Here is a 22,895-nt window from a genome sequence, read left to right as displayed (position 1 = left end):
AAATTTTTTCAAACAATTTCGTCGAACTTCTTTCTTTTTTTATGTAAAATAGAGGCAGGAAAATGGAGGGGTGTCTATGAAAAAGTATTTTATATACAATGAACATCTAGGAATTGAAGTGCCGAACATACAAGAAGCATGGGAAGACATCTCTGAAAAAACGCAGCATGGTATTTTATTAAAGTGGGAGCAAGTTCGCGGAAAAATACCTGATCGTATAAAAGAGCTTGAACATCACATTAATCAAAAACAACATCGTTTAAATAACGAAGAGAATTTTGAAATTTCCTGTAGGCTTAATTCTGAAATAGCTGATCTTGCTTCAATTATTAATGACCTTTGGCTTTGGTATCGTCTTACTCAAAATGTGTCTGAGGGAAAAGCACACCAATGAAAAAAGCATGCCCCTCATTCGCTTTGGGTCATGCTTTTTTGTCGTAACAAGCTTTGCAATATATTTCTTGGGCTGTTTTTGCTAAACATACATCAAAAGGACCTACTAATAAATTCCTTTCTTTCGGTAACTTCACAAAGGCAACAAGCTCTTCTTCATATTGAATCTTTTTCTCGCAAACAGCACATACTAATTCTTTTCGTTTGAACATATCTTTGAACACTTTCCATCCTCCCTTTTCATCTATTTATATTAATATATTCTCACAACAAGGAATCCTTGTAAAAAATGACACATTACTAATCACCTTGTTCATATACTAATGAAAAATATGTATGAATGAAAAGAGGCCCAAATGTATGCGTGCTTTCATTATTATCGCTTTAACTTTTTTAAGTGTGATTAGCTGTGATGCATTTTTTAAAGATAAAAATGATGAGAACAATACAATTGAATAAAAACTCTTCTTTTCTTACTTATTGGACAAACTTCTAAAAACTGTCCAGTTCTACGAAATAACTTAGGCTTTTCTACAAAAATATTTAAACATAACAATTTTTGTAGATTCCCTTCGGTTATTGTCGGTTTCCATCCGCATACATTTTTTGAAAGTATGATATAATAATATAAATCTTGAAGGAAGGGATTTTGATATCATGATCGCTCGAAGGAGCATGTGGCATCGTATTGACGAATCATACACGTAGCGTATTTTTCAGCTCAGATACTTTAGTCTAGCGAAAAAAATACGAGAGTGGGGAAATTATGATTGCCCGAAGGATAATTTGGCAAAAAAAAGACTCTTCTTACACATAGCGTTTTGTTTAGGACTTAATTGTTACTAGCTAAACAAAACAAAGAAGAGCAGGATTGCTAAATGACGAATCCTACTCCACGTTTTGTTTAGTCGTTTTAAGACTTAAACTAAAACGAAGGTAGGGAGAATTGATGGACGAGAGGATTATTCGTTATTTCTTCAGCGACATATAGCGTAGTTAGTTTTACGTAAACTAACTGAAAGCTACATGTGAGCTCGTAGTTAGTTTACAACACCAAAAGGACTACTAACTACGGAAAGAAGGAATAACGATGAGGAACATCCAAAGTCGACAAATTATTAAAGAAATTTTTATGGTTTTAATCGGTTCATTTATTTTAGCAGCAGCGCTATATCACATTCACTTCCAAAACCACTTAACTGAAGGTGGCTTTGTAGGTATTGCACTATTTATCCAAAATTTTTATGATATTTCACCATCTATTTCAACTGTAATAATGGATATCCCTATTATTTTACTATGCGCTTCATTTTTAGGTAGAAAAATGGTTGGCTATTCATTCTTAGGTTCACTTTCATTCGGAGTATTTTATTCCCTTATGGAAAATCATTCTCCTTTTACGGTAGATTTATCAAATAATTTATTTGTAGCTGCAGTAGTTGGCGGTGCGTTAGCTGGTATTGGACTCGGTTTTATATTGCGATTTGGCGGTGCAACCGGTGGAGACGATGTTTTAACAATTGTATTAAGTAAACGAACTCGTTTTACAATTGGGCAAATTTTCTTCGTCTTTGACGCGATTGTTCTTGCGCTTTCATTATATTATTTAAATTGGACAGAAATTGCTTTCACTATTCTTTCGATTGCCGTACAGGCAAAAACATTGGATTTAATTTACTATCCAAAAACAGAAAAGAAAGCAGCAAAGCAACCAGTATCTATTCCAATGTCCAAAAAGCATGCGACAAACTAAAAAGCGAAAGGCTTCGGCCTCTCGCTTTTTTTTATGATCTTTTTTCTTTTTCCATTATGTGGCGTACTTGATAGAATCGATTTGCAAATTCAGTAACATTCCTTGTTAAACGATAATTCACTGTAGATCCGATTGCCATTCCGATTACCGGAATGCCTTGGAATAGTTTACGACGAAGAGCATATATCGAAAACGTCTTCAAAATTTGTTTTAACACAACCTCAGTAGAAGCTGGCTTTAACACTTCTTCGTCTCCTTCATAAAAGAATGAATCTTCTTGCTCGAGTTCTCTCAGCAAATTGTACCATGCATATTGCTGAAGTCTCGCCGGCAATAATGCTGCATGGAATACTTTTAACGCAAGCATCATTTCATACGGCTTGTTCACATCATGCCCAAATGATGTAGCAATAAGTTGTACGGCCTTCACATTTAACGCAATCATAACCGGAAAATCAGCCGTTAATAATAATAAACCACCAGCACCTGTTGCTCCGCCTTGTACGAATGAATATAGGCGATGACGTGCTGTTTGCTGCTCTGCTATGTATGTTAATTGATCAATAGATAACGCCTTCAAATCTTCAAGTTGCTCAATCGATTCATCAAATAATCTCGACGTTCCTAAAATACGATTACGTGCATCTAGCTGTGATTGTGAACTTTGAATAAGCGCATGTAAATGAAAGAGCCATCCATCTGCTTTCGTAAAAAAGTCTTTTCGTTTTTTCTCAGGTAGTTTTGCAATCGTAGTATGCAACCACTTATCAAACACCTTTTGAAAATCGGTCGCTTCCTGCTCTACTAATTGCCCTTCCCACTCTTTTATATTGTCTAAAATGGCTTGTTCTCGCTTCGATCGCATCGTAACAACCACCTCATTCGATTTTTTTCCATTGTAACATATTTCCGCTTGTTCTTTGCAAATATGCTTGTCTATCTCTATTCACATACCATTTTTTAATGACATAAAATATTAGCAAAAAGGATGAGATGACTCACATGAATCTATCCAATATAAAACAAAATTATACTGCAGTATTCAGCTTAGGACAAAACTGTTGGCCTGCTTGGGCATTATTTCAATTCAAATTATCACCATTTTTTGGTGTTATTGATTTTATGCTAAGTCCTTCATTAGAGAAAGTAAATTTATTATTACAAAATCGCTTTCACCGCTTTTTAGAATTAGAAAATTTGTCTTTCATCTCCTTTTGGGATGATGATGCTAAGTTACGACTAAGAGACAACCTTTATGAAATCGACTCCTGTCATGACTTTAAAACAGATGTAAATACACCCACTTCTTGGCCCTCCTATACAGATATTAAATTGAATTATGAGCATCGGATTAATCGTTTTCTAACTACAATTGAAATGGAAGAATCAATATTATTTATTCGAACTGGAGGAACATATGAAGAAGCACTTTCTCTTGAACAAATTTTATCTCAAATGGTCAAACATAACTTCTCCGTCCTTTTACTACTTCCTGCCGATGTACCAACTATCGCCCAAGAAGATTGGGGATTACAAAATATTTGTGTTATAAAATGCCCAGTAATGGATATATACCAGTACAATGAGGTATTTTGGAAAGAACTATTAGACGGTATTACCATTAACTCGACGCCTTGAATAAAGTGAAACTTTAATCAGTAGGGGTTTTGTTCATCCCCACTGATTATTAGCCCGCACCAATCGGGCGTTTACGTGCAGCAGGGCTTCCACTTAACTTCTTTGCTCCAGCTGAATTTTGAGGTGAGAGTTTTACTGCCCACAAATTGCGGGATAAAAGGTGATTTCCTCCATATTTCAAATTATAATTATCCATATACAAATTAATAAGGAGCGATCACATTCATGTACCCACGTGCAAAATCCTTTGGTATTGTTATACATCACGATCGACTTCTCCTACAAGAATATAATATAGCCAATGAAACTTATTACCGACCTCTTGGTGGATCAATTGAACTCGGAGAAAAATCGAATGAAACAGTTATTCGAGAGTTTACAGAAGAACTTCATACAAAAGTGGAAATTATCGATTATTTAGGCTGCTTAGAAAACATTTTTTATCTAGGTGAGGAAATAGGGCATGAAATCATTCAACTATATTCTTTGCGTTTATTAGACACAACACTATATGAAATGGAAATACTAAATATAAAAGATGAACAAACAACTTCATATGCAAAATGGATCCCCATCACTGCATTCATTCAAATGGAAAAAATACTATATCCAGATGGAATTTTAAAATATATACAAAAAAAAGACGAAATCCTTTAGGATCTCGTCTTTCTTTTCATATATTAACCAATATCTCCAAGACGTAGTACGTCACGAGCAATCATAACTTCTTCGTCAGTTGGAATTACGATAATTTTTACTGGAGAGTGCGGGAAGCTGATGAATGCTTCTTCACCAAAGATGTTATTGCGTTTTACGTCGAAGTATACGCCCATGTACTCAAGGCCTTCTAATACGCGCTCACGAATAACTGCACTGTTTTCACCGATACCAGCTGTGAAGATGATTGCGTCTACACCTTTCATACGAGCTGTGTAAGAACCGATGTATTTGTGGATACGGCTTACGAATACATCAAGTGCTACTTTCGCACGGTGGTCGCCTTCTTCTTCTTTCGTAATGATATCACGTAGGTCACTAGAGTAACCAGTAAGACCTAACATACCACTCTTCTTGTTTAATACGTTAACTACTTCTTCTACTGTTTGGCCTGTTTTTTCCATGATGTATGGAATTAACGCAGGGTCAATGTTACCAGAACGTGTACCCATTGTTACACCAGCAAGTGGAGTGAAGCCCATAGAAGTATCGATAGATTTTCCGCCTTCTACTGCTGCGATACTTGCACCGTTACCTAAGTGACAAGAAAGTAGGCTTAAGCTTTCAAGTGGACGACCTAATAATTCAGCCGCACGCTCAGTTACATATTTATGAGAAGTTCCGTGGAAACCGTATTTACGGATGCCAAATTTCTCGTAGTACTCATATGGTAAGCTGTATAGGAATGCAGATTCCGGCATTGTTTGGTGGAATGCTGTATCAAATACTGCTACTGCTGGTACGTTTGGTAATACTTCTTGGAATGCTTTAATACCAACAAGGTTTGCTGGGTTGTGAAGTGGTGCTAAATCGCTTAATTCTTCGATATCAGCTAATACTTCATCATTAATTAAAACAGAATCAGCAAATTTTTCGCCGCCGTGTACAACACGGTGACCGATACCGCCAATCTCATCAAGAGATTTTACGATTCCGTTTTCAGTTAATTTCTTAAGAAGCATATTAACTGCTACTGCGTGATCTGGGATGTTTGTAATTTCTTTTTGTTTTTCGCCATCTACAGTAATAGTGAAGATACTATCTTCTAAACCGATACGTTCTACTAAACCTTTTGTTAATACTGTTTCACTTGGCATTTCAAATAATTGGAATTTTAAGGAAGAGCTTCCTGCGTTAATCGCGATGATTTTTGACATCTAGTCTTTCGCCCCTTTTTCTCTTGGTAGTTGTGTGGATCATTCCACAAACCGCTCGATTTTATCTAATTAAATTCACTTATTATGAAAACGTTTCATCATCAGTAAATTTTATACTCACGGTTTTAATTTAAACATCGTCCGACATATATTTCAAGTGAAAAAATTGTAACACCAAGAAAAAAAATATATTACAGATTTCAAAAAAATTCAGTTAAATCTTGTATATATTAAAAAATATGACAAATCTTATATAACTGTACTACATTAATTACTAACCCTGTTACATATATATCGTATTATTTATGTGTTGCAAACCAAGTGTTCAATTGATCCATAATGTTCTCCATAGCCTTCATGTTAGAGAATTTAGGTAATTCCACTAGTAGCGCCTGTTTCGGCATTGTTACACCTTGGCCTTTCTTTTGGAGAACAAATATACTTTTTGCATTTTTCTCGTTTTTAAACATGGAAACAGGTAGTTGTAACAATCCTTGAATAAAGCATGTTTCTTTAATAAATGCATGTAGTTTCGGCGCTTGATCACTTTCAAAAATAAAGTTTGGTACTAAGAAGAATAAGTACCCGCCTTCTTTCGTATGTTTCACACTTTGTTCAATAAATAAGTGATGCGCATATGACATTCCTTCATCTGCTTTTAACGTATATTCACTTGCACCGATTTCGTTTGGATAGTAACCAATTGGTAAATCTGAAACGACTGCATCAACTGGATCAATATAAAGTGGTGCTAGTCCATCTTGATGGAAGAATTCGATTGCATGCTTTTGTAAATTCGCATTTACTAAAGCAAGTTTGATTAGCACTTCATCCACTTCTACTCCAAATCCACTCATTGCTAGTTCTTCTTTGGCGTTATTAAACACTGTAGTCATTAAGTTACCTGTTCCAATTGCAGGGTCTAAAACAGTAATTTCTTTTTGACCTTGCATAAATTTATGGAATAAGTAGCTCATGAACATTCCAACTGCATCAGGCGTCATTTCATGATTCGCTTGCACGCCTTCTTTCATTCCTTTTAAAATGGCTAGCTGAAATGCTTTACGAATTTCTTCCCCTTTATATGTTTCTTCATTAAACGTACTATATTCACGATTCAACCTTTCAATTGTTGATTCGGATAATTCCTCTTGTAAAATCGCTCCCTCAAACAAGTTATCACCTGTTTCTACAAGCGCCTCTAAATATGTTACATCTAATTCTTTACGTAAAACTACCGTAGAAGAATCAAAAATAGAAAATAATGTTTCTACTGCCTGACTCACGTACATTCCTCCTTCTCTCTTTTACACATAACTTATATCATACCACAAAGTGATTTTTTCCAAAAAGAAAAAGCGACCTCTTGTAAAGAGCTCCCCTTCAAGTTGTTTATGATGTAACGTCTTTTCTCATATATTAGTACCATTGTGCAGCAATATATGAGAAAAAACGACCTCTTTATAAGAGGTCATTTCCTTCACATTACTTCGCAGATTTAGCTGCTTCTAATGCTGCTTCATAGTTTGGATGGCTTGTACCTTCGCCTACGTATTCTGCGTAAACTACTTTGTCATTGCTATCTACTACGAATACTGCACGAGCAAGTAAACGAAGTTCTTTCATTACTAGGCCGTAAACTTCACCGAATGAAAGGTCACGGTGATCAGAAAGTGTCGCAACGTTTTCTAAACCGTTAGCTGCACACCAGCGTTTTTGAGCGAATGGTAAATCAGCGCTAATTGTTAATACTTTCGCGTTTTCAATACCTGCTGCATCTTGGTTAAAACGACGAGTTTGTGCATCACATACACCTGTGTCGATTGAAGGTATAACACTAATTAATTTCACTTCACCTTTGTATGTTTCTAAACTTACTGGAGATAAGTCATTTGCTAACACTTGGAAGTTAGGCGCTTGATCGCCAACTTTAACTTCTGTTCCAACTAAAGTCATTGGGTTACCTTTAAAAGTTACATTTGCCACTTAAAAATCCTCCCTTATTTAAACAAAATATGTACAATGTAAATGATAGTTTGTCCCTATCGATAATGCAAATAAAATCGCTTTATTTACAAAAAAATAAAGAAGCTAATCCATTGATTAGCTTCTTTACTCGTTAAATTTGAAATTCCGGATCATCTTCTTTTCGTTTATCCATCATTTCTTTCACTTTATCAACAGCTTGTGGTGCTAATTCAATTATTTTGTCAATGACATGTGTTTGTTTATCTAAATGTAAAACTTTCACACCTTCTCCATTTATAACGAGAAAGGCAACAGGATTAATGGAAACCCCACCACCGCTACCTCCTCCAAACGGATGACGGCCTGAATGCTCTACCTTGCCGAATTCACTTCCACCAGCAGCAAAGCCAAAACTTACTTTCGAAACGGTAAGAATTACACTTCCATCTGCTGCTTTAATCGGGTCACCAACAATTGTATTTACATCAGTCATTTGTTTTAAATGCTGCATTGCGGTTGTCATTAAACCTTGAATTGGATGGTCCATTCTATATCCCCCCTATGCTTGAACAGATTTATCTGTCATACCAGACTTTTGTTTTCTCATAAACATGAGTAGTTTTACCGCTGTTTTCACAGTACGAAATATACGAAAGGAAGCTGTTAATTCACACCTTGATGCAAATCCTTTCCCTTGAAAAACAGGGGTAATTTCAAATTCTGGTATGTCGACAATATGCATATATTGTCCTACAACTCCAGCAGCCATTCCTTTTGTCCCCCATGCATACCCAGTGACAATTCCAGTACTAGCCGCATCGCCTGCTCCAATTTGTGAATGCCACTTCCAACTATTGATTTTCACTCGTTTGAGAAAATCTTTAACAATAGTATGAACTTCTTGAAGCTTTTTTATCAGTTCCCCAATGCTATCAAGTTGTGCCATAATTTTATTATCTATTCCGCCATCTTTCTCAGCTTTTTCGATTTTCTGCCCCGTTTTTTTCTGTTGTTTTTCAATTCTTTCCAATACATCAAACGTATATCGAATCATCCATATTTTCACTTGAAATAAACATTGCTTTTCCATTTCTGAATATAAAAACGTCACCTTAAGCGATATTTTCGATAATAGTATTAGCAAAATAAAAAGTAGAAGAATTATCATTCCAATTACGAGCCATTTCATTCGTACCATCCTTTCACTCCATACCCATTATCGACAAGTTTATTCATCATTAAACAACCTTTATAAAATTGAATATAAAAATTTTTCTAAAAATAAAAAGGAATTTTGACATTTTATATCGAAATATACTATTTGAGCATATCATTCAGAACACACTTTGATGGTATGCAGCACTAAGACTAGAAAATTTAACTGCAGTGGAGGGATACATAATGGCAAATCGTCGCAATTTATTTTTCTTTTATGGTGATGACAAAGTAACACTCGTTGAAAAAATGAAACCAATATATCGTATTTTAGAGGAGAATGGATTTACCATATTAGATCATCCAAAAAATGCAAACGCTATCGTCAGCGTTGGAGATGATGGAACTTTCTTACAAGCCGTTCGTAAAACTGGTTTTAGAGAAGATTGCTTATACGCAGGTATTTCTACGAAAGATGAAATTTCTTTCTACTGCGATTTCCACATCGATCACGTTGATACAGCCCTTCAAGAAATTACAAAAAACGAAATTGAAGTGCGAAAGTATCCAACAATTAAAGTTGATGTAGATCACGGTACATCATTCCATTGTTTAAATGAGTTCTCATTACGCTCTAGCATCATTAAAACATTTGTCGTAGATGTACACGTCGACAATTTACATTTTGAAACATTTAGAGGTGATGGATTAGTTATCTCCACACCAACAGGAAGTACCGCTTACAATAAATCATTACATGGTGCAGTTGTCGATCCACTTATCCCATGTTTCCAAGTAAGCGAACTAGCATCTTTAAATAACAACACATACCGTACACTCGGATCACCGTTTCTTTTAAATCACGAGCGCACGTTAACTTTAACACTTAAACCAGATGGCAATGATTACCCTGTCATCGGAATGGATAACGAAGCACTTAGCATTAAGCAAGTGGAGAAAGCCGTTGTTCGTTTAAGCGATAAACAAATTAAAACTGTTAAATTAAAAAACAACTCTTTCTGGGAAAAAGTACAGAGAACATTTTTATAGTATTAAAATAACCGCAGAATTATGGGATTCCATAATTCTGCGGTTATTTATTTAGCACCTGCAACTTAACGCTGTTTCAAATATATCTATCACAACGCACAATATATCAACGATTTCATCCAAAATATCGATTTACCGACAAAAAGTGACTACATCATCAACCTATCTAAAAAGAGGAAACAGCACCAAAATGTATTTTCGGAACCGCTCCTTCAAACTTTTAGACGTCTTTTCTATAAACAATCTTCCCATCAATGACGGTCATTTCTGCCTGTACTTCTTTTATTTCTTCCGCCTCAATTTCAAAAACATCGCGGTCTAATATCGTAAAGTCTGCTTCATATCCTTTTGTAATTCGTCCTCGCTTTACTTCTTTTCCAATTGCATACGCACTTCCTGTTGTAAATAAAGAAACAGCCTCATATACCGTTAATCTTTCTTCTGGCATATAGCATACACCATCAATAAAGCTTCTACGTGTAACCGCACTATATATACCTAAAAACGGATTCACTTGTTCAATTGGAGCATCAGATCCCCCGTTACAATGTAGTCCTGCGTCCAGCAATGTCTTCCAAGCGTACGCGTAACGAAGACGATGTTCTCCTAGTTTTTCAATGACTGATGGAAAATCTGATGACACAAAGACCGGTTGAATATCAATAATAGCTGGCAAGTGTTCCATTCTTTCAATCAACTCTTCACGAGCTAGCTGACAATGAATAATACGGTCACGTAATCCTTCTGCTGGTGGATATAACTCAAGCGCATCAATGACATATTCAAGAGATAAATCACCAATTGTATGAATAGCAACTGGCATATGTAAGTCTCGTGCTTTCTTCACTAAACCTGCAAGCTCTTCACGTGAAAAAATCGCAACTCCATTTGTTTCCTTCGCATCTTCATACGGTTCACTTAATAAAGCTGTTCTTCCGCCAAAAGATCCATCAGAAAAAATTTTCATCGCTCCAAATTCAATATAGTGCTCATTTTCATATTCCTTTCGCTCATTCGCTACTTCATGATGAACGAGCAAATGTGCTTTAAATGGCATTTCGTTTATTACATATGAAAACGCATTGTACGTTTTTTTTAAGCCACCATAATAATTTAAGTCTTCCGTATGTCCACCAACTAATCCATATTGCCAGCAGTCTGATATCGCTGTTTGCAACGCTCTTTGCAAATACGCTCCATCTATTTCAGGTTGGACATGTTTAATTAACTCTTGTCCTTGTTCATATAAAAGCCCTGTTAATTTATTTAATGAGTCCCGGCCAATTTTTCCGCCTTTCGGGTCTTGCACCGCTTCTGTTATTTTCGCTTGTTCCAATATGTATGAATTCACCCATGTCACGTGACGACAAACGCGCTTTAATAAAATCGGATGCTCTTTAGAGATTTCATCTAAATCACGTACATGAACTTGTTTTGTATCTGTAAAATTATTTTCATTCCATCCTTCTCCGATAATCCAAGAGCCTTTTGGCGCTTCTTCTACTCGCTTCTGAACAAGGGTAAGCACTTCGCTATAAGATTTGCAATTTGATAAATCTAGACGAAGTAACCTCTCCCCATGGCCAATAAGGTGCATATGGCTATCAACCAGCCCTGGAATCATCGTTTTCCCTTTTAGGTCATATAACTTCACTTCTGAATATCGGCTTTCTAACTCTTCCTTACTCCCAATATCAGCGATTCTACCGTTTTCAACGTAAATAGCATCCACTTTTTCATTTTCTTCTCTCATCGTGTAAATGGTACCGCCATACCAAATTTCTCCCATATATCCCATCTCCTTTATTTTTATTGTATAAAAAAAAGCACCATTTCAAAACATGGTGCTTTTCTAAAAATTACTTTTGTTCAGTAGGATTCGTTGTAATTTGCCATTCAATGCTAAATTTATCTTTTACTTGTCCGTATGCTGGGCTCCAGAAAGTTTCTTGAAGTGGCATAATAACTTCTCCACCTTCTTGTAACTTATCGAATACTTCTTTTGCTTTTTCTGCATTACTAATTTGAATTGCGATTGTTACTTGAGATCCGATCGCATGCCCTTGACCTGGGAATGTATCAGAAATCATAAGTTCCGTATTACCAACTTTTAAAGTAGCATGTGCAACGCGCTCTTTCGCTTCAGCTGGAATCGGGTATTCTGGATTTTCAGGCATATCACCAAAAGTTTGCATTACTTCTACTTTTGCATCTAACGCCTCTTTATAAAACTGTACAGCTTCTTGCCCACTACCATCTAAAACTAAGTACGGATTAATACCTAAAATCATACGGACACCTCTTTTTTCAATTTATAAAAAATCGAACTTATGTTCGTTTTTATAATATCATACATGTAACATTTCATTCAACTATTTACTTCACTATTTTCAAAATTATTTTGAAGGTAGTTCCATCTCTTGTTTTCTAAGTTCAATACGGCGAATTTTTCCAGAAATCGTTTTTGGTAGTTCATCTACAAATTCAATTTTTCGAGGGTATTTATATGGTGCAGTCAGTTCTTTGACGTGTTGTTGGAGCACTGGAATTAATGTTTCTTCGTTCTTTTCTATATTCTCTCTTAATACGATAAATGCCTTCACGACACTTCCACGAATTTCATCTGGACTTGCAACAACCGCACATTCTCTTACGTAAGGATGTTTTACGAGTGCATCTTCTACTTCAAACGGCCCGATTGTATAACCAGAGCTAATAATGATATCATCTCCGCGTCCTTCAAACCAGAAATAGCCGTCTTCATCTTTTTTCGCCTTATCACCGGTAATATAATAATCACCACGGAATTGCATCGCTGTGCGCTCATCATCTTTATAATATTGCTTAAAGAGTGCTGGTGTTTCAATGTGAACTGCAATATCACCAACTTCTCCTACCTGTACGGGAACGCCATCCTCATTTACGATATCAACGTGGTTGCCTGGCGTTGGTTTTCCCATTGATCCTGGTCTAATGTCCATTCCTTTCATTATCCCAACGAGCAATGTGTTTTCCGTTTGCCCATAACCGTCTCTTACCGTAATATCAAAATGCCTTTGGAACGTTTCAATGACTTCTCTGTTTAACGGCTCACCAGCTGATACAGCGCTATGTAACGCTTCTAAATTATACTCATTTAAGTTTTCTACCTTTGCCATTAATCTATACTCAGTCGGCGTACAACAAAGCACATTCACCTTATTATCGCCTAATAAACTCAAATACGTTTTCGGTTCAAATTTACCATGGTATACAAATCCAGTTGCACCTGAACCGAGAGTCGCTACAAACGGGCTCCAAATCCACTTTTGCCAGCCAGGACTAGCTGTTGCCCATACAACATCATTCTCTTCAATTCCGAGCCAATTTGGGGCACTCGTACGTAAATGAGCGTATGCCCACGCATGCGTATGAACGACACCTTTCGGATTTCCTGTCGTCCCTGACGTGTAAGATAAAAAGACCATATCTTCTTTATCTGTCTTCGCCATTTCTAACATGTCACTTTCTGTTTCTAATGCTGTTTTTAAATTCGTCCAACCATCTACTGAACGCTCGCTCAAGACGAATTTTTGAAGAGATTCCACCGCTTCTACGCCGTCAAATTGTCCAATATACGGTTCGTAACTTACGATAGCCTTTACTTCTCCGTGCCCAATACGATACTCAATATCTTTTTTACGCAACATTTCTGAGCTTGGAATAACGACAAATCCTGCTTTAATCGCAGCAATATACGTCATGTAAGCTTCAATTAAGCGCGGCATCATAATAAGGAGCTTGTCCCCTTTTTGTAAGCCACTTTTTATAAAAGCGTTTCCAATTCTATTCGCACCTTGCATTAATTCAAAATATGTAATCTCTCGTCTATTCCCTTTATCATCTTGCCAAATTAAAGCAAGCTTCTCTTTATCATTCGTATATTTCTCTATTTCCGAAACTAAGTTATAAGACGGCGGCGCCAACAATTCCTCTCTCTTCATAAACATCCTCCTTTATTTCTATGCCTCTCTTATATAATAAAGAATTTTCAGTAAATTTTGAACCCTCTTCTTTTGACAATTTTTTTATATTTATGTCGAACCGTTGAATAATTTTATATCGATTTATCGATAAATAATGACAAAAAAAGAAAGAGCGGGAGAACCCGCTCTTTCTAAGCCATCGTATATGGGATTATTTTTGGTAACCGCCTAATTGTTGCTCAGCTAGTGAAACTAGACGTTTAGTGATTTCGCCACCAACAGAACCGTTAGCGCGAGATGTTGCATCAGCTCCAAGTTGAACACCAAACTCTTGAGCGATTTCGTATTTCATTTGATCTAATGCTGCTTGAGCACCAGACACTGCTAATTTATTTGTGCTTGCCATGTTGTATCACCTCCTTGTGAGTATAGAGTGTGATAAACAACATGACTTCATACACATTTGAATGTGGTAATTTATGGGTTTAGAAAAGTTCTTCGAATTTTTCTTCTTCCGCCACTACTTCTACTGTTTGTAATACCATTGTTTCTTTGTTCGCTACAGCCTCTTCGATTAACGGCGCGAAATCGTACTTCGCTTCAAAACGATTTGCTTTCTCACGCTTCGGTTTCGTCGATGGGCTTGCTGGTGTGAATACTGTACAGCAATCTTCATATGGACGAATTGAAATATCGTACGTTCCGATTTCTTCTGCAATTTTAATAATCTCTAATTTATCCATCGTAATAAGCGGACGAATAACAGGATAGTTTGTTACTTCATTAATCGTATGCATACTATCTAACGTTTGGCTCGCTACTTGTCCAAGACTTTCACCAGTTGTAATCGCAAGTGCGTTACGCTCCTCTGCGATACGCTCTGTAATACGCATCATCATACGACGCATAACCGTCATAGAATAGCTAGATGGAATTTCTTTATTAATCGTTTTTTGCACTTCAGTAAATGGAACAAGGTGAAGTGTTACGCGTTTACAGTATTTCGTTAACTCTTGTGCTAAATCGATTACTTTTTGTTTCGCGCGCTCACTTGTGAAAGGTGGGCTATGGAAGTGAACTGCTTCCACAGATACGCCGCGTTTCATCGTTAAGTAAGTTGCTACCGGGCTATCGATACCACCAGAAAGAAGTACCATTACTTTTCCGCCAACGCCAACTGGTAAACCGCCAGCTCCCATGTGCTCACCACACATAATATAGCTGTAACCACTGCGAATTTCTACACGTACATTCACATCTGGATTATGAACATCTACTGTGATATCCTCTGTATTTTCTAAAATGTGCCCACCGATTTCTGGAAGTAATTCCATCGTCTTCATTGGGAATCGTTTATCAGAACGGTGCACTGTAATTTTAAATGTTTTCACATCGCCTTTTACTTGTAAGAAAGCTGCTAATGCACCTTTTTTAATATCTTCTAATTCTGATGGTACTTTCATCGCTAAGTTAAACTTATGAATACCGAATACATCTTTCAATCTTTCAGAAATTGCTTCATGATCTTCACCATTTAATTGGATGTACATACGATCATGTGTTGCATCGATTTTAATATTTGGGAATTTTTTCAGTTTGAACTTCACGTTATCTTTTAATGTGCTTACAAATTTAGAACGGTTCTTACCTTTTGTCGTCATCTCTCCGTAACGAACTAAAATATATTCATATGTCATCATATTTCTTTACCTCATCACTTCATATAATTTTGGCATTGTCTCTTTAACAATACCTTCAAATTGTTTTACTTCTTCCATCGTGTTTTCCGGTGCTAGACTAATGCGGATTGCGCTTGCAGCTGCGGCATGCGGTATTCCCATTGACACTAGTACTCGGCTCACTTCATTTGCTTTTGAAGAACAAGCAGACTTCGTCGATACATATACGCCATGCTCTTCTAAAGCATGAACGACCACTTCTGGTTTTAAACCAACAAATGATACATTTAAAATGTGCGGTGCCGCATATTCAAGTGACGTATTAATCGTTACATCTTCCATCTCTTTAAAGACACGGACAAGCTCTGCTTGTAAATTTTGCAAATGAACTACCTTTTCTTTCACTTGCTCCATCGTCATACGAAGTGCTTTTACCATCGCTACAATACCAGGTAAGTTTTCTGTTCCTGAACGATACTTAAGCTCTTGTTGACCACCTGATAAGATTGGATCTAGCCTTACACCATCACGTACGTAAAGAAGACCTGTCCCCTTTACGCTATGAAATTTATGCCCAGATATTGAACAAAGGTCAATATGAGAAGCGTATAAATCAAGCGGTACTTTTCCTATCCCTTGCACATGGTCCACGTGGAATCTTATTTTCGGATAGTTCGATAATAATGTTCCAATTTCAGCAACAGGCTGAATCGCTCCAGTCTCGTTGTTCACGTGAATAATTGACACAAGAATCGTATCTTCACGAAGCGCTCGTTTTACATCCTCTACCGATACAACACCGTGCTCGTTAACCGGTAAATATGTTACATCAAAACCGAGATCTTCTAATTGTTTATATGCCTCAAACACAGACGCGTGTTCAATATTTGTTGTAATGATATGTTTACCGCGCGAACGATTCCTCATCGCTATTCCTTTAATCGCAAGGTTATTCCCTTCCGTTCCACCCGATGTGAAAATAATTTCAGAAGGTTTAACGTGAAGGAGCTGTGCTGCAATCGTTCTCGATTGTGTTAATAGACGCTCTGCCTCTCCTCCAAGCGAATGAATAGAAGAAGGATTTCCAAAATATTTCCCTGCAACCGTTACATACGATTGAAGAGCTTCTGGATATGGCTTTGTCGTCGCACTATTATCAAAATAGATCATCGTTCTTCCCCTTTCAGCGCTGTCACATCGTATAATCATATCATAAATACGTGTAATTACGCTAAAACTACTCAAAGGTTCCGTTATATTTTAAAACGAATAACCTTACTGTATTCCGCTATTCATTATAGCAACATCGCCTCCAAAATTACACAAAAAAACAAACCCTTTATTAAAGGGTTTGTTCACAGGCTGTGGAGAAAGTCTTCTCCACAGCCTGTTTTTGTGTCTGAACCTCTTTTTATGTGTCAACACTGATAAAAAAGAGGAAAAGGAGAGATTTCTTATGATGGGTGCTTTAAAAAATCATCGCGATGAACGTGTATCTGTTTCTGTAGAAGAGTTAGTTCCACAAGATCATTTCCTTCGTGCGATTGAAGCGACAATTCGTTTTGATTTTATTGAGGAGAAGTTACGCCCTTATTACTGTGAAAACAATGGACGTCCGTCAATCCATCCTATCGTTTTATTCAAAATGATGTTTATTGGATATTTTTATGGTATTCGTTCTGAGCGTCAATTGGAAAAGGAGATTAAAACGAATATCGCCTACCGTTGGTTTTTAGGGTTTTCTCTATCAGATACTATTCCAGATCATTCTACAATCAGTTGGAATCGCCGTACCCGTTTTATTCATACAAATATTTTCGAAGAAATTTTTGATGAGATTGTGAGGCAAGCGACGGAGAACCGGATGGTGGGAGGACGTGCACTGATGACAGATTCTACACATATTAAGGCCAATGCTAATAAAAATAAATTTGTACATAAATATAAAAAAGAAAAGGCAAAGTTTTATATAGATGAACTAGAAGCTGCGGTAATCGAAGATCGTGAGGTACACGGAAAAAAGAATTAAAACCTAGAAAGGAAAGTGATACCCCTACTAAAAAAACTCGTATAAGCACTACGGATCCAGATAGTGGATTTTTAATGAGAGATGGAAAACCGAACGGTTTTCATTTCTTAGATCATCGTACAACTGATGCGAAGTACAATATCATTACAGATACCTATATAACGGCTGGAAATATGGCAGATTCCGAGCCGTATTTAGCACGTCTACAAGCTCAAATTAATAAATTCGGATTTAAGGTGGAAGCTGTAGCTCTTGATGCAGGCTATTTTACAGGTTATATCTGTAAGAAATTATCAGAAAGAAATATATTTATGGTGATGGGGTATCGCCGATTTGGAAAGCGAAATAAAGAAGTACCGAAAAGCCAATTTAAATATGTAGAAGAAATGAATGCATTTGCTTGTCCGATGGGATGTATTTTAGAGTATGCGACAACGGATCGCGAAGGATATCGTCAATATAAATCGAATCCAGAAGACTGCGCTGTTTGTCCGCTACGTGAGGTGTGCTTTTCAAAGAAACAGAAACAAAAGTTATCACTCATCATGTATGGGAGAAATATAAAGATATCGCTAGAAAAAACAAGCTAACAGTTACAGGGAAAAAGTTGTATAAAGTACGCTGTTCAACTATAGAGCGAAGCTTTGCGGACGCCAAAGAACTCCATGGCTATCGATATGCTCGGTTTCGGGGGCTGAAGTCTGTCCAAATGCAGGCTTATCTCACCTCAGCTTGTCAAAATATGAAAAAAATAGCCCTCCATCTGACCAAAAAGGGTCTGGTGGAGGGCTATTTTTCTAAATTCTATTATTTTATGTTGTTTTCATTTGCTAAAATCAAAAAGATTTCAGAGTGTTGGGAACCCTAAAGGGTTTCCCAACACTCTGAAAACAAACCCTTTATTAAAGGGTTTGTTCATTGTCTACATATTCAGCTATTTTTTGAACAACGCCAGGTTCAAGTTGCTCTAGTACAGAAGCCGCTTGTTCTAAAGCTGCATCGTATTGATATTCACGGAATAATTTCTCCGCATAATCTAAGCTTTCTGCAAGATTCTCATCATGACTGCGGTAACGATTACCGTATTGAATTAATTTTTCAACTAAATATGCTTGTCCAATTAACTCTTCCGTCATTTCAGATACACCATTAACAGTTGTGTACGCCTCTTCTAAACTGCTATTTACAGCATTCATATTTAACGGCTTTATTTCTAATTGATCATATACAGCTTGCATTGCCATTTGTCCTCTTTGTAAATCTTCCATAATGCTCTCTGGAAGACCTGGCAAATTCGACTTTTGCATAAAGCGTTTCGTTTCTAAAATTGTATTTCGCATTTCTTGTAATTTCTCACGCGCTTCAAATTCTTCTTTACGCATCGTCTGCAGCATTTCTTTATATTCTGCATGAAGTACTTTTAAAGTTTCACATTGCTCATAAACCTCTTCTAGTTCCTCACGAATAATAGAGAATGCGATATCTTGTTCAGCAACGCGTATTTGCAACACTTCAAAACGTTTCATTAAAATATGCATTTGCTTTTCAATTACTTTTTGCGACTCAATGTCTTTGTCTTGTAATTGATAACTTTGTTTTACAAGTTGTGTTTCTGTTTTCGTTTCAATTGTTTCAGTGCGAATTTCTTCTAAATCTTCATAAACAGAAAGTGTTTTTTGCTCCACATAATGTTTCGCATGCACTTCTTGTTCAAGTTGATCATAAAAACTATCTAAACGAGTTTTTAAGTTCTCTACTTTTTCTGCCGCTTCCGTTATATGAAGCTCCTGTATATCCATTAAACATGTGTGTAGTTGTGTCGTCATATCGCGGACTTCTTTAGGAATTTCCAAATACTCTAATACATAGCCTTGTCTTATCATATCATCATGACCTTGTAATAAGTCTTCCAGCTGAACTGGTAATGTCGCTTGACACTCTACTAATAAATCTGGAATTTGATGAATGATGATTTCTAAACTTGCTAAACCTTCTTCTAAACTAATAACAATTTCTCTCGCTTTTAAATAATCACCATTATCTGTCGCCTCTTCAAAAGTTTTGAACTTCTCTGATTCAACGTCTAACATCTCTTCGATTTTTTGCTCAGCTGCTCCATACATGTGTCGATGAGCAAGAACGCTCTTTTTCATACTACGATATGTATCACGTAACCCTTCAATTTCCGAGCTATTTTTCTCATGGCTTTCTAACAGTTGCTGTAATTCATTTAAAATATCTGTAATACGATTATCAGCGTCATCTAAACCACTTATGGATTCGTTCATCGCATGCTTTGCTTTGCGGAAGGAGAATTGCGAGGCGAATTTTCGCGCTTGCCCTAAATCTTTTTCAGCTTTTGGAAGAGTTGTTGATACAATTTCATCCCACTCTTCACGCCATTTACCAAACAGTTCTTCTGTTTGACCTGTCATATTTAAATCTTTTACCCGCTTTAGTTCATCTGCCACAGGTTTATCTTTTATTTCTTGTTTCCACTGCTCCAGTGCTTCAATATCTTTATATGAACGATTTCTTATCACAAGCTCTATCATGAGCAGCACTAGAATAGAGCTTACTACAATGATAACGATCGTCAGGATAGAATCCATGCAAAAAAGCCTCCTAGTTATATCTCTTTTTTTGTCCGTTCCGTTTATGAAATGGAAGGCATTATGTATAAAAAGGGAATTCCCCTATATTTAACAACTAACAATGTACTAATCATACCATGTAATGACGTGTTTTTGACCTAGTTTTTTTTAAAATTTCATGTTTCTTTAAATGCACTTGTAATCTTTCTTAACATTCCGCTTTTTTTATTCTTCAGCCTCAAATGAATGCAATAAAGAGCACTCTTTCAGATGAGATACGAAATAAATCTTTCGCATTAGTGGTGGTTCTACAGAAATCGCACGCACGTTACCTTGCATTACCGCTTGCTGTACAGCTGTTTCCGGAAGCAATGTTATACCCAGTCCAGCTCCTACCAGCGCAATCATCGGTTCTGCATAAGATGTTTCAACTGCAATTATCGGTTTCGTACCCATACATTGAAACACATTCATAATCATTTTCCTTACATCACATATTTCTGGATATACGATTAACTTTTCATTTTGCAACTCTTCTATTCGGATTACCGTTTTCTCTTTATACGGATGATCATTTGAAACGGCACAAACGATTTTTTCTTCCCGTATTTCTTTTATATACGTAGCGCCTTCTATTACTGAATCAATAAACATCGCTTCAATTTTTCGCGCTTTAAATAATTCCATTAATACTTTCGTATGCTCAATTTGCCATTCTATTTCATATGTATCGGCTAATAAGTCTTTACACTTTGATATGTAATGAGCCGCTAAACTCGGCAATATACCTATTGAAATTTTCTGCTTCTCTTGATATCCCTTCATTTCCGTTTTCACTTCACTTATTTGTTCCAAAATCGGTAACATTCTTTCTATAAATAATTCTCCAGCCTTTGTTAATTCTACTCCTTGAGCAGAACGCTTGAGTAGGGTAATCTCTAAATCCGCTTCTAATCTTTGAATTTGTTTACTAAGCGCTGGTTGTGAAATATGTAAAAGCTTACTCGCTTTTGATAAACTTCGCGTATGCTTTACTTCAATAAACGATCGTACTGCCTCCAAATCCATCATACACACCTCTAACCAAAAGTTATAACTGTCATAAAAAATCGATATTTCCTTCTACAACGAATTACTCTTTATACTTATTTCATCAACTTACTATAACGAAATAAAAAGGAGAATGATACTCTTGGCAAAAAAACAAATGCTACTCGGATCCCTTCTATGCTTACTTGCTGTAACAGCTTGGGGATTTATGTTTCCTGTAATGGCAAATGCCTTGCAATTTATCGACCCATTCTTCTTCACAACTATCCGATACGGATCAGCAGCTATTATTTTTCTTACTTTGCTATTAATCACTGAAGGAAAAAATTCTCTCCGCTTAGAAAAACGAACACTTTCGTTATTCTTTTACGGAACAGTCGGTTTCGCTGGGTATGGCTTTCTAATTTTTTATGGTCAACAGCTTGCCGGGCCTTCTGGGGCCATCCATGCCGCGATGATTCAGTCTCTTATGCCACTCATCGCTTTATTATTGCAGTGGATAACAAAAAACAAACGCCCACAAAATTACACATTTCTTTGTATGTTCGTTGCATTACTCGGTGTTATGCTTGTCATTTCAAAAGGAAATATTCATTTATTATTTGGAGCAGCAAGCCACTTATCAACAAATATATTTATGTTATGCGGCGTTACTTGCTGGGTAATTTACACGAACGGCGGTGCTCGTTTTCAATCTTGGTCACCACTTCGATATACGACGTTAACTTGTTTATTCGGCTCAATTTCACTCATCATTATTGTCACTTTCTTAACTTACACAAACGTCGTTAATGTACCATCATTATCTACAGTTATGAGCGTTCGTTTTGAGCTCTTTTATATGTCGATTATCGCCGGCGTTATAGCTGTATTTTGCTGGAACACAGGAAATCGATATATTTCATCTATTAACGGCATATTATTTATGAATTTAGTTCCTATACTTGCACTTATCGGTTCTATCTTTCGAGGTTACACAGTCGACAAAATTGAAATTGCCGGCGCCTCATTAACAATTATTGCGCTATTATGCAACAATTTATGCCAAAGAAAACAAGACATAAAAATCCCCACCTCAGTTCGTTAGGTGGGGATTTTTCACATATGAACAGCTCTCGGCCATTCATAGTACATATTCGCTTTATATAATGTTTGTTCCATCCATTGCTCAATTTCTTTCGTGTACATTTCTAGGAAAAATGTCTCGGACGGAAAAGAATGCAACACTTCTGATATATATTGCGGATATAAAAACGGCATATTTATCATGCCTTTTAATTGCGTCATAAACATTGTAAAAGATACCTTTTTAAACTCTTGTTTCATTTGTCCCTGTTTAATGATTTGCTCTATATAATATCTTTCTCTAGAAAAATAAACGGTCATCACTTCACGAATTAATGTCGTATCAAGCGAAAGCTCTCTATAAAAAAAACGTGTCAGTTCTCTATTATCAAATTGATATCGTAAAATCCCGCGCACCATTTGCACCATCACATCTTTAGCCGATAAATATTCTCTCTGTTCAAATGACGTTTCAATTACATGAATATATCCTTCTAAAAAATCAGTAATCAGCTGTTCTAATAACCCTTGCTTTCCAGCAAAATAATATGAAATATTCGCTACATTCACATCCGCTCGCTTTGCAATGTCTCGCACCGATGTCCCGTTATAACCTTTCGTATTAAACAACGATATTGCCGCATCAATTACCTTTTGTTTCGTCTGCTTCATGCGCTCACTT

Annotated in this window: 22 protein-coding genes and 1 pseudogene; 7 read left to right on the top strand and 16 right to left on the bottom strand. The window is 36.5% G+C overall.

Going from position 1 to position 22,895, the window contains the following annotated elements; translation table 11 throughout:
• Positions 1-76 precede the first annotated feature (76 nt).
• A complete protein-coding gene (locus CDB3_RS27470; RefSeq protein ID WP_128856699.1) occupies positions 77-394 on the top strand; it encodes a radical SAM protein in 318 nt (105 codons plus the stop codon).
• Positions 395-422: 28 nt separating this feature from the next.
• Here CDB3_RS27470 and CDB3_RS27465 read toward each other — a convergent pair whose 3' ends face one another.
• Positions 423-617 carry a hypothetical protein gene (locus CDB3_RS27465; RefSeq protein WP_097833069.1) on the bottom strand — a complete coding sequence of 65 codons (195 nt, stop codon included), beginning with the start codon at positions 615-617 and terminating at the stop codon, positions 423-425.
• A gap of 866 nt (positions 618-1,483) precedes the next feature.
• Here CDB3_RS27465 and CDB3_RS27460 point away from each other — a divergent pair.
• Positions 1,484-2,146 carry a YitT family protein gene (locus tag CDB3_RS27460; RefSeq protein ID WP_128856652.1) on the top strand — a complete coding sequence of 221 codons (663 nt, stop codon included), beginning with the start codon at positions 1,484-1,486 and terminating at the stop codon, positions 2,144-2,146.
• A 31-nt stretch (positions 2,147-2,177) separates the two neighbouring features.
• Here CDB3_RS27460 and CDB3_RS27455 read toward each other — a convergent pair whose 3' ends face one another.
• Complete coding sequence (locus CDB3_RS27455) at positions 2,178-3,011, bottom strand: EcsC family protein (RefSeq protein ID WP_097833072.1); 834 nt, start codon at positions 3,009-3,011, stop codon at positions 2,178-2,180.
• A 137-nt stretch (positions 3,012-3,148) separates the two neighbouring features.
• Here CDB3_RS27455 and CDB3_RS27450 point away from each other — a divergent pair, with 137 nt between their 5' ends.
• Positions 3,149-3,784 (top strand): DUF1796 family putative cysteine peptidase, encoded by a 636-nt coding sequence (locus tag CDB3_RS27450; RefSeq protein ID WP_128856651.1) that lies wholly within the window; start codon positions 3,149-3,151, stop codon positions 3,782-3,784.
• Between the two features lie 225 nt (positions 3,785-4,009).
• Positions 4,010-4,441 (top strand): NUDIX hydrolase, encoded by a 432-nt coding sequence (locus CDB3_RS27445; RefSeq protein WP_128856650.1) that lies wholly within the window; start codon positions 4,010-4,012, stop codon positions 4,439-4,441.
• Positions 4,442-4,464: 23 nt separating this feature from the next.
• On the opposite strand, the gene ackA is transcribed toward CDB3_RS27445, so the two are convergent.
• The 5 genes from ackA to CDB3_RS27420 form a co-directional block, all read right to left on the bottom strand.
• Complete coding sequence (gene ackA / locus CDB3_RS27440; protein ID WP_071748317.1) at positions 4,465-5,658, bottom strand: acetate kinase; 1,194 nt, start codon at positions 5,656-5,658, stop codon at positions 4,465-4,467.
• Positions 5,659-5,957: 299 nt separating this feature from the next.
• Positions 5,958-6,944, bottom strand: coding sequence for a class I SAM-dependent methyltransferase (locus CDB3_RS27435; protein WP_128856649.1), 987 nt, complete (start codon positions 6,942-6,944; stop codon positions 5,958-5,960).
• Between the two features lie 199 nt (positions 6,945-7,143).
• On the bottom strand, positions 7,144-7,644 hold the full coding sequence (gene tpx / locus CDB3_RS27430; RefSeq protein WP_128856648.1) for a thiol peroxidase: 501 nt from the start codon (positions 7,642-7,644) through the stop codon (positions 7,144-7,146).
• A 133-nt stretch (positions 7,645-7,777) separates the two neighbouring features.
• Positions 7,778-8,173, bottom strand: a complete 396-nt coding sequence (gene ytfJ / locus CDB3_RS27425) for a GerW family sporulation protein (RefSeq protein WP_000350005.1) — start codon at positions 8,171-8,173, stop codon at positions 7,778-7,780.
• A gap of 12 nt (positions 8,174-8,185) precedes the next feature.
• The gene (locus CDB3_RS27420) at positions 8,186-8,824 is read right to left on the bottom strand and encodes a DUF2953 domain-containing protein (protein ID WP_097833077.1); all 639 of its coding nucleotides are present in this window, start codon (positions 8,822-8,824) and stop codon (positions 8,186-8,188) included.
• 203 nt (positions 8,825-9,027) lie between these two features.
• Between CDB3_RS27420 and CDB3_RS27415 the strand changes: the two genes are divergently transcribed.
• Complete coding sequence (locus tag CDB3_RS27415; RefSeq protein WP_071748321.1) at positions 9,028-9,831, top strand: NAD kinase; 804 nt, start codon at positions 9,028-9,030, stop codon at positions 9,829-9,831.
• Positions 9,832-10,051: 220 nt separating this feature from the next.
• Here the strand turns inward: CDB3_RS27415 and CDB3_RS27410 are convergent, their stop codons facing one another.
• The 6 genes from CDB3_RS27410 to CDB3_RS27385 all read right to left on the bottom strand — a co-directional run bounded on the left by CDB3_RS27410 (position 10,052) and on the right by CDB3_RS27385 (position 16,645).
• Positions 10,052-11,620, bottom strand: coding sequence for an amidohydrolase (locus CDB3_RS27410; RefSeq protein WP_128856647.1), 1,569 nt, complete (start codon positions 11,618-11,620; stop codon positions 10,052-10,054).
• 70 nt (positions 11,621-11,690) lie between these two features.
• Positions 11,691-12,122 (bottom strand): VOC family protein, encoded by a 432-nt coding sequence (locus CDB3_RS27405; protein ID WP_071748323.1) that lies wholly within the window; start codon positions 12,120-12,122, stop codon positions 11,691-11,693.
• 105 nt (positions 12,123-12,227) lie between these two features.
• A complete protein-coding gene (gene mbcS, locus CDB3_RS27400) occupies positions 12,228-13,814 on the bottom strand; it encodes an acyl-CoA synthetase MbcS (protein WP_128856646.1) in 1,587 nt (528 codons plus the stop codon).
• Between the two features lie 193 nt (positions 13,815-14,007).
• Positions 14,008-14,202: an alpha/beta-type small acid-soluble spore protein gene (locus tag CDB3_RS27395; RefSeq protein ID WP_000168891.1), complete on the bottom strand. Its 195-nt coding sequence runs from the start codon at positions 14,200-14,202 to the stop codon at positions 14,008-14,010.
• Positions 14,203-14,281: 79 nt separating this feature from the next.
• Complete coding sequence (thiI, locus tag CDB3_RS27390) at positions 14,282-15,496, bottom strand: tRNA uracil 4-sulfurtransferase ThiI (RefSeq protein WP_128856645.1); 1,215 nt, start codon at positions 15,494-15,496, stop codon at positions 14,282-14,284.
• Between the two features lie 6 nt (positions 15,497-15,502).
• Entirely contained in the window at positions 15,503-16,645 is a 1,143-nt protein-coding gene (locus CDB3_RS27385; RefSeq protein ID WP_071748326.1) for a cysteine desulfurase family protein, read from the bottom strand.
• Between the two features lie 286 nt (positions 16,646-16,931).
• On the opposite strand from CDB3_RS27385, the pseudogene CDB3_RS27375 reads away from it, so the two are divergent.
• Positions 16,932-18,372 (top strand): annotated as a pseudogene (locus CDB3_RS27375) (IS1182 family transposase).
• 34 nt (positions 18,373-18,406) lie between these two features.
• Here CDB3_RS27375 and ezrA read toward each other — a convergent pair.
• The gene (ezrA, locus tag CDB3_RS27370) at positions 18,407-20,116 is read right to left on the bottom strand and encodes a septation ring formation regulator EzrA (protein ID WP_128856643.1); all 1,710 of its coding nucleotides are present in this window, start codon (positions 20,114-20,116) and stop codon (positions 18,407-18,409) included.
• A 207-nt stretch (positions 20,117-20,323) separates the two neighbouring features.
• The gene (locus CDB3_RS27365) at positions 20,324-21,169 is read right to left on the bottom strand and encodes a LysR family transcriptional regulator (protein ID WP_128856642.1); all 846 of its coding nucleotides are present in this window, start codon (positions 21,167-21,169) and stop codon (positions 20,324-20,326) included.
• 121 nt (positions 21,170-21,290) lie between these two features.
• Here CDB3_RS27365 and CDB3_RS27360 point away from each other — a divergent pair, with 121 nt between their 5' ends.
• Positions 21,291-22,235 (top strand): DMT family transporter, encoded by a 945-nt coding sequence (locus tag CDB3_RS27360; protein WP_128856641.1) that lies wholly within the window; start codon positions 21,291-21,293, stop codon positions 22,233-22,235.
• An 11-nt stretch (positions 22,236-22,246) separates the two neighbouring features.
• Here CDB3_RS27360 and refZ read toward each other — a convergent pair whose 3' ends face one another.
• Entirely contained in the window at positions 22,247-22,885 is a 639-nt protein-coding gene (gene refZ / locus CDB3_RS27355; RefSeq protein ID WP_128856640.1) for a forespore capture DNA-binding protein RefZ, read from the bottom strand.
• Positions 22,886-22,895: the final 10 nt, after the last annotated feature.

It is taken from the genome of Bacillus sp. CDB3 (assembly GCF_002081505.1).
GTDB classification, from domain to species: domain Bacteria; phylum Bacillota; class Bacilli; order Bacillales; family Bacillaceae_G; genus Bacillus_A; species Bacillus_A cereus_AT.
The sequence above is the reverse complement of the archived record's forward strand: the minus strand, read 5'-3'. Positions and strand labels throughout refer to the sequence as shown.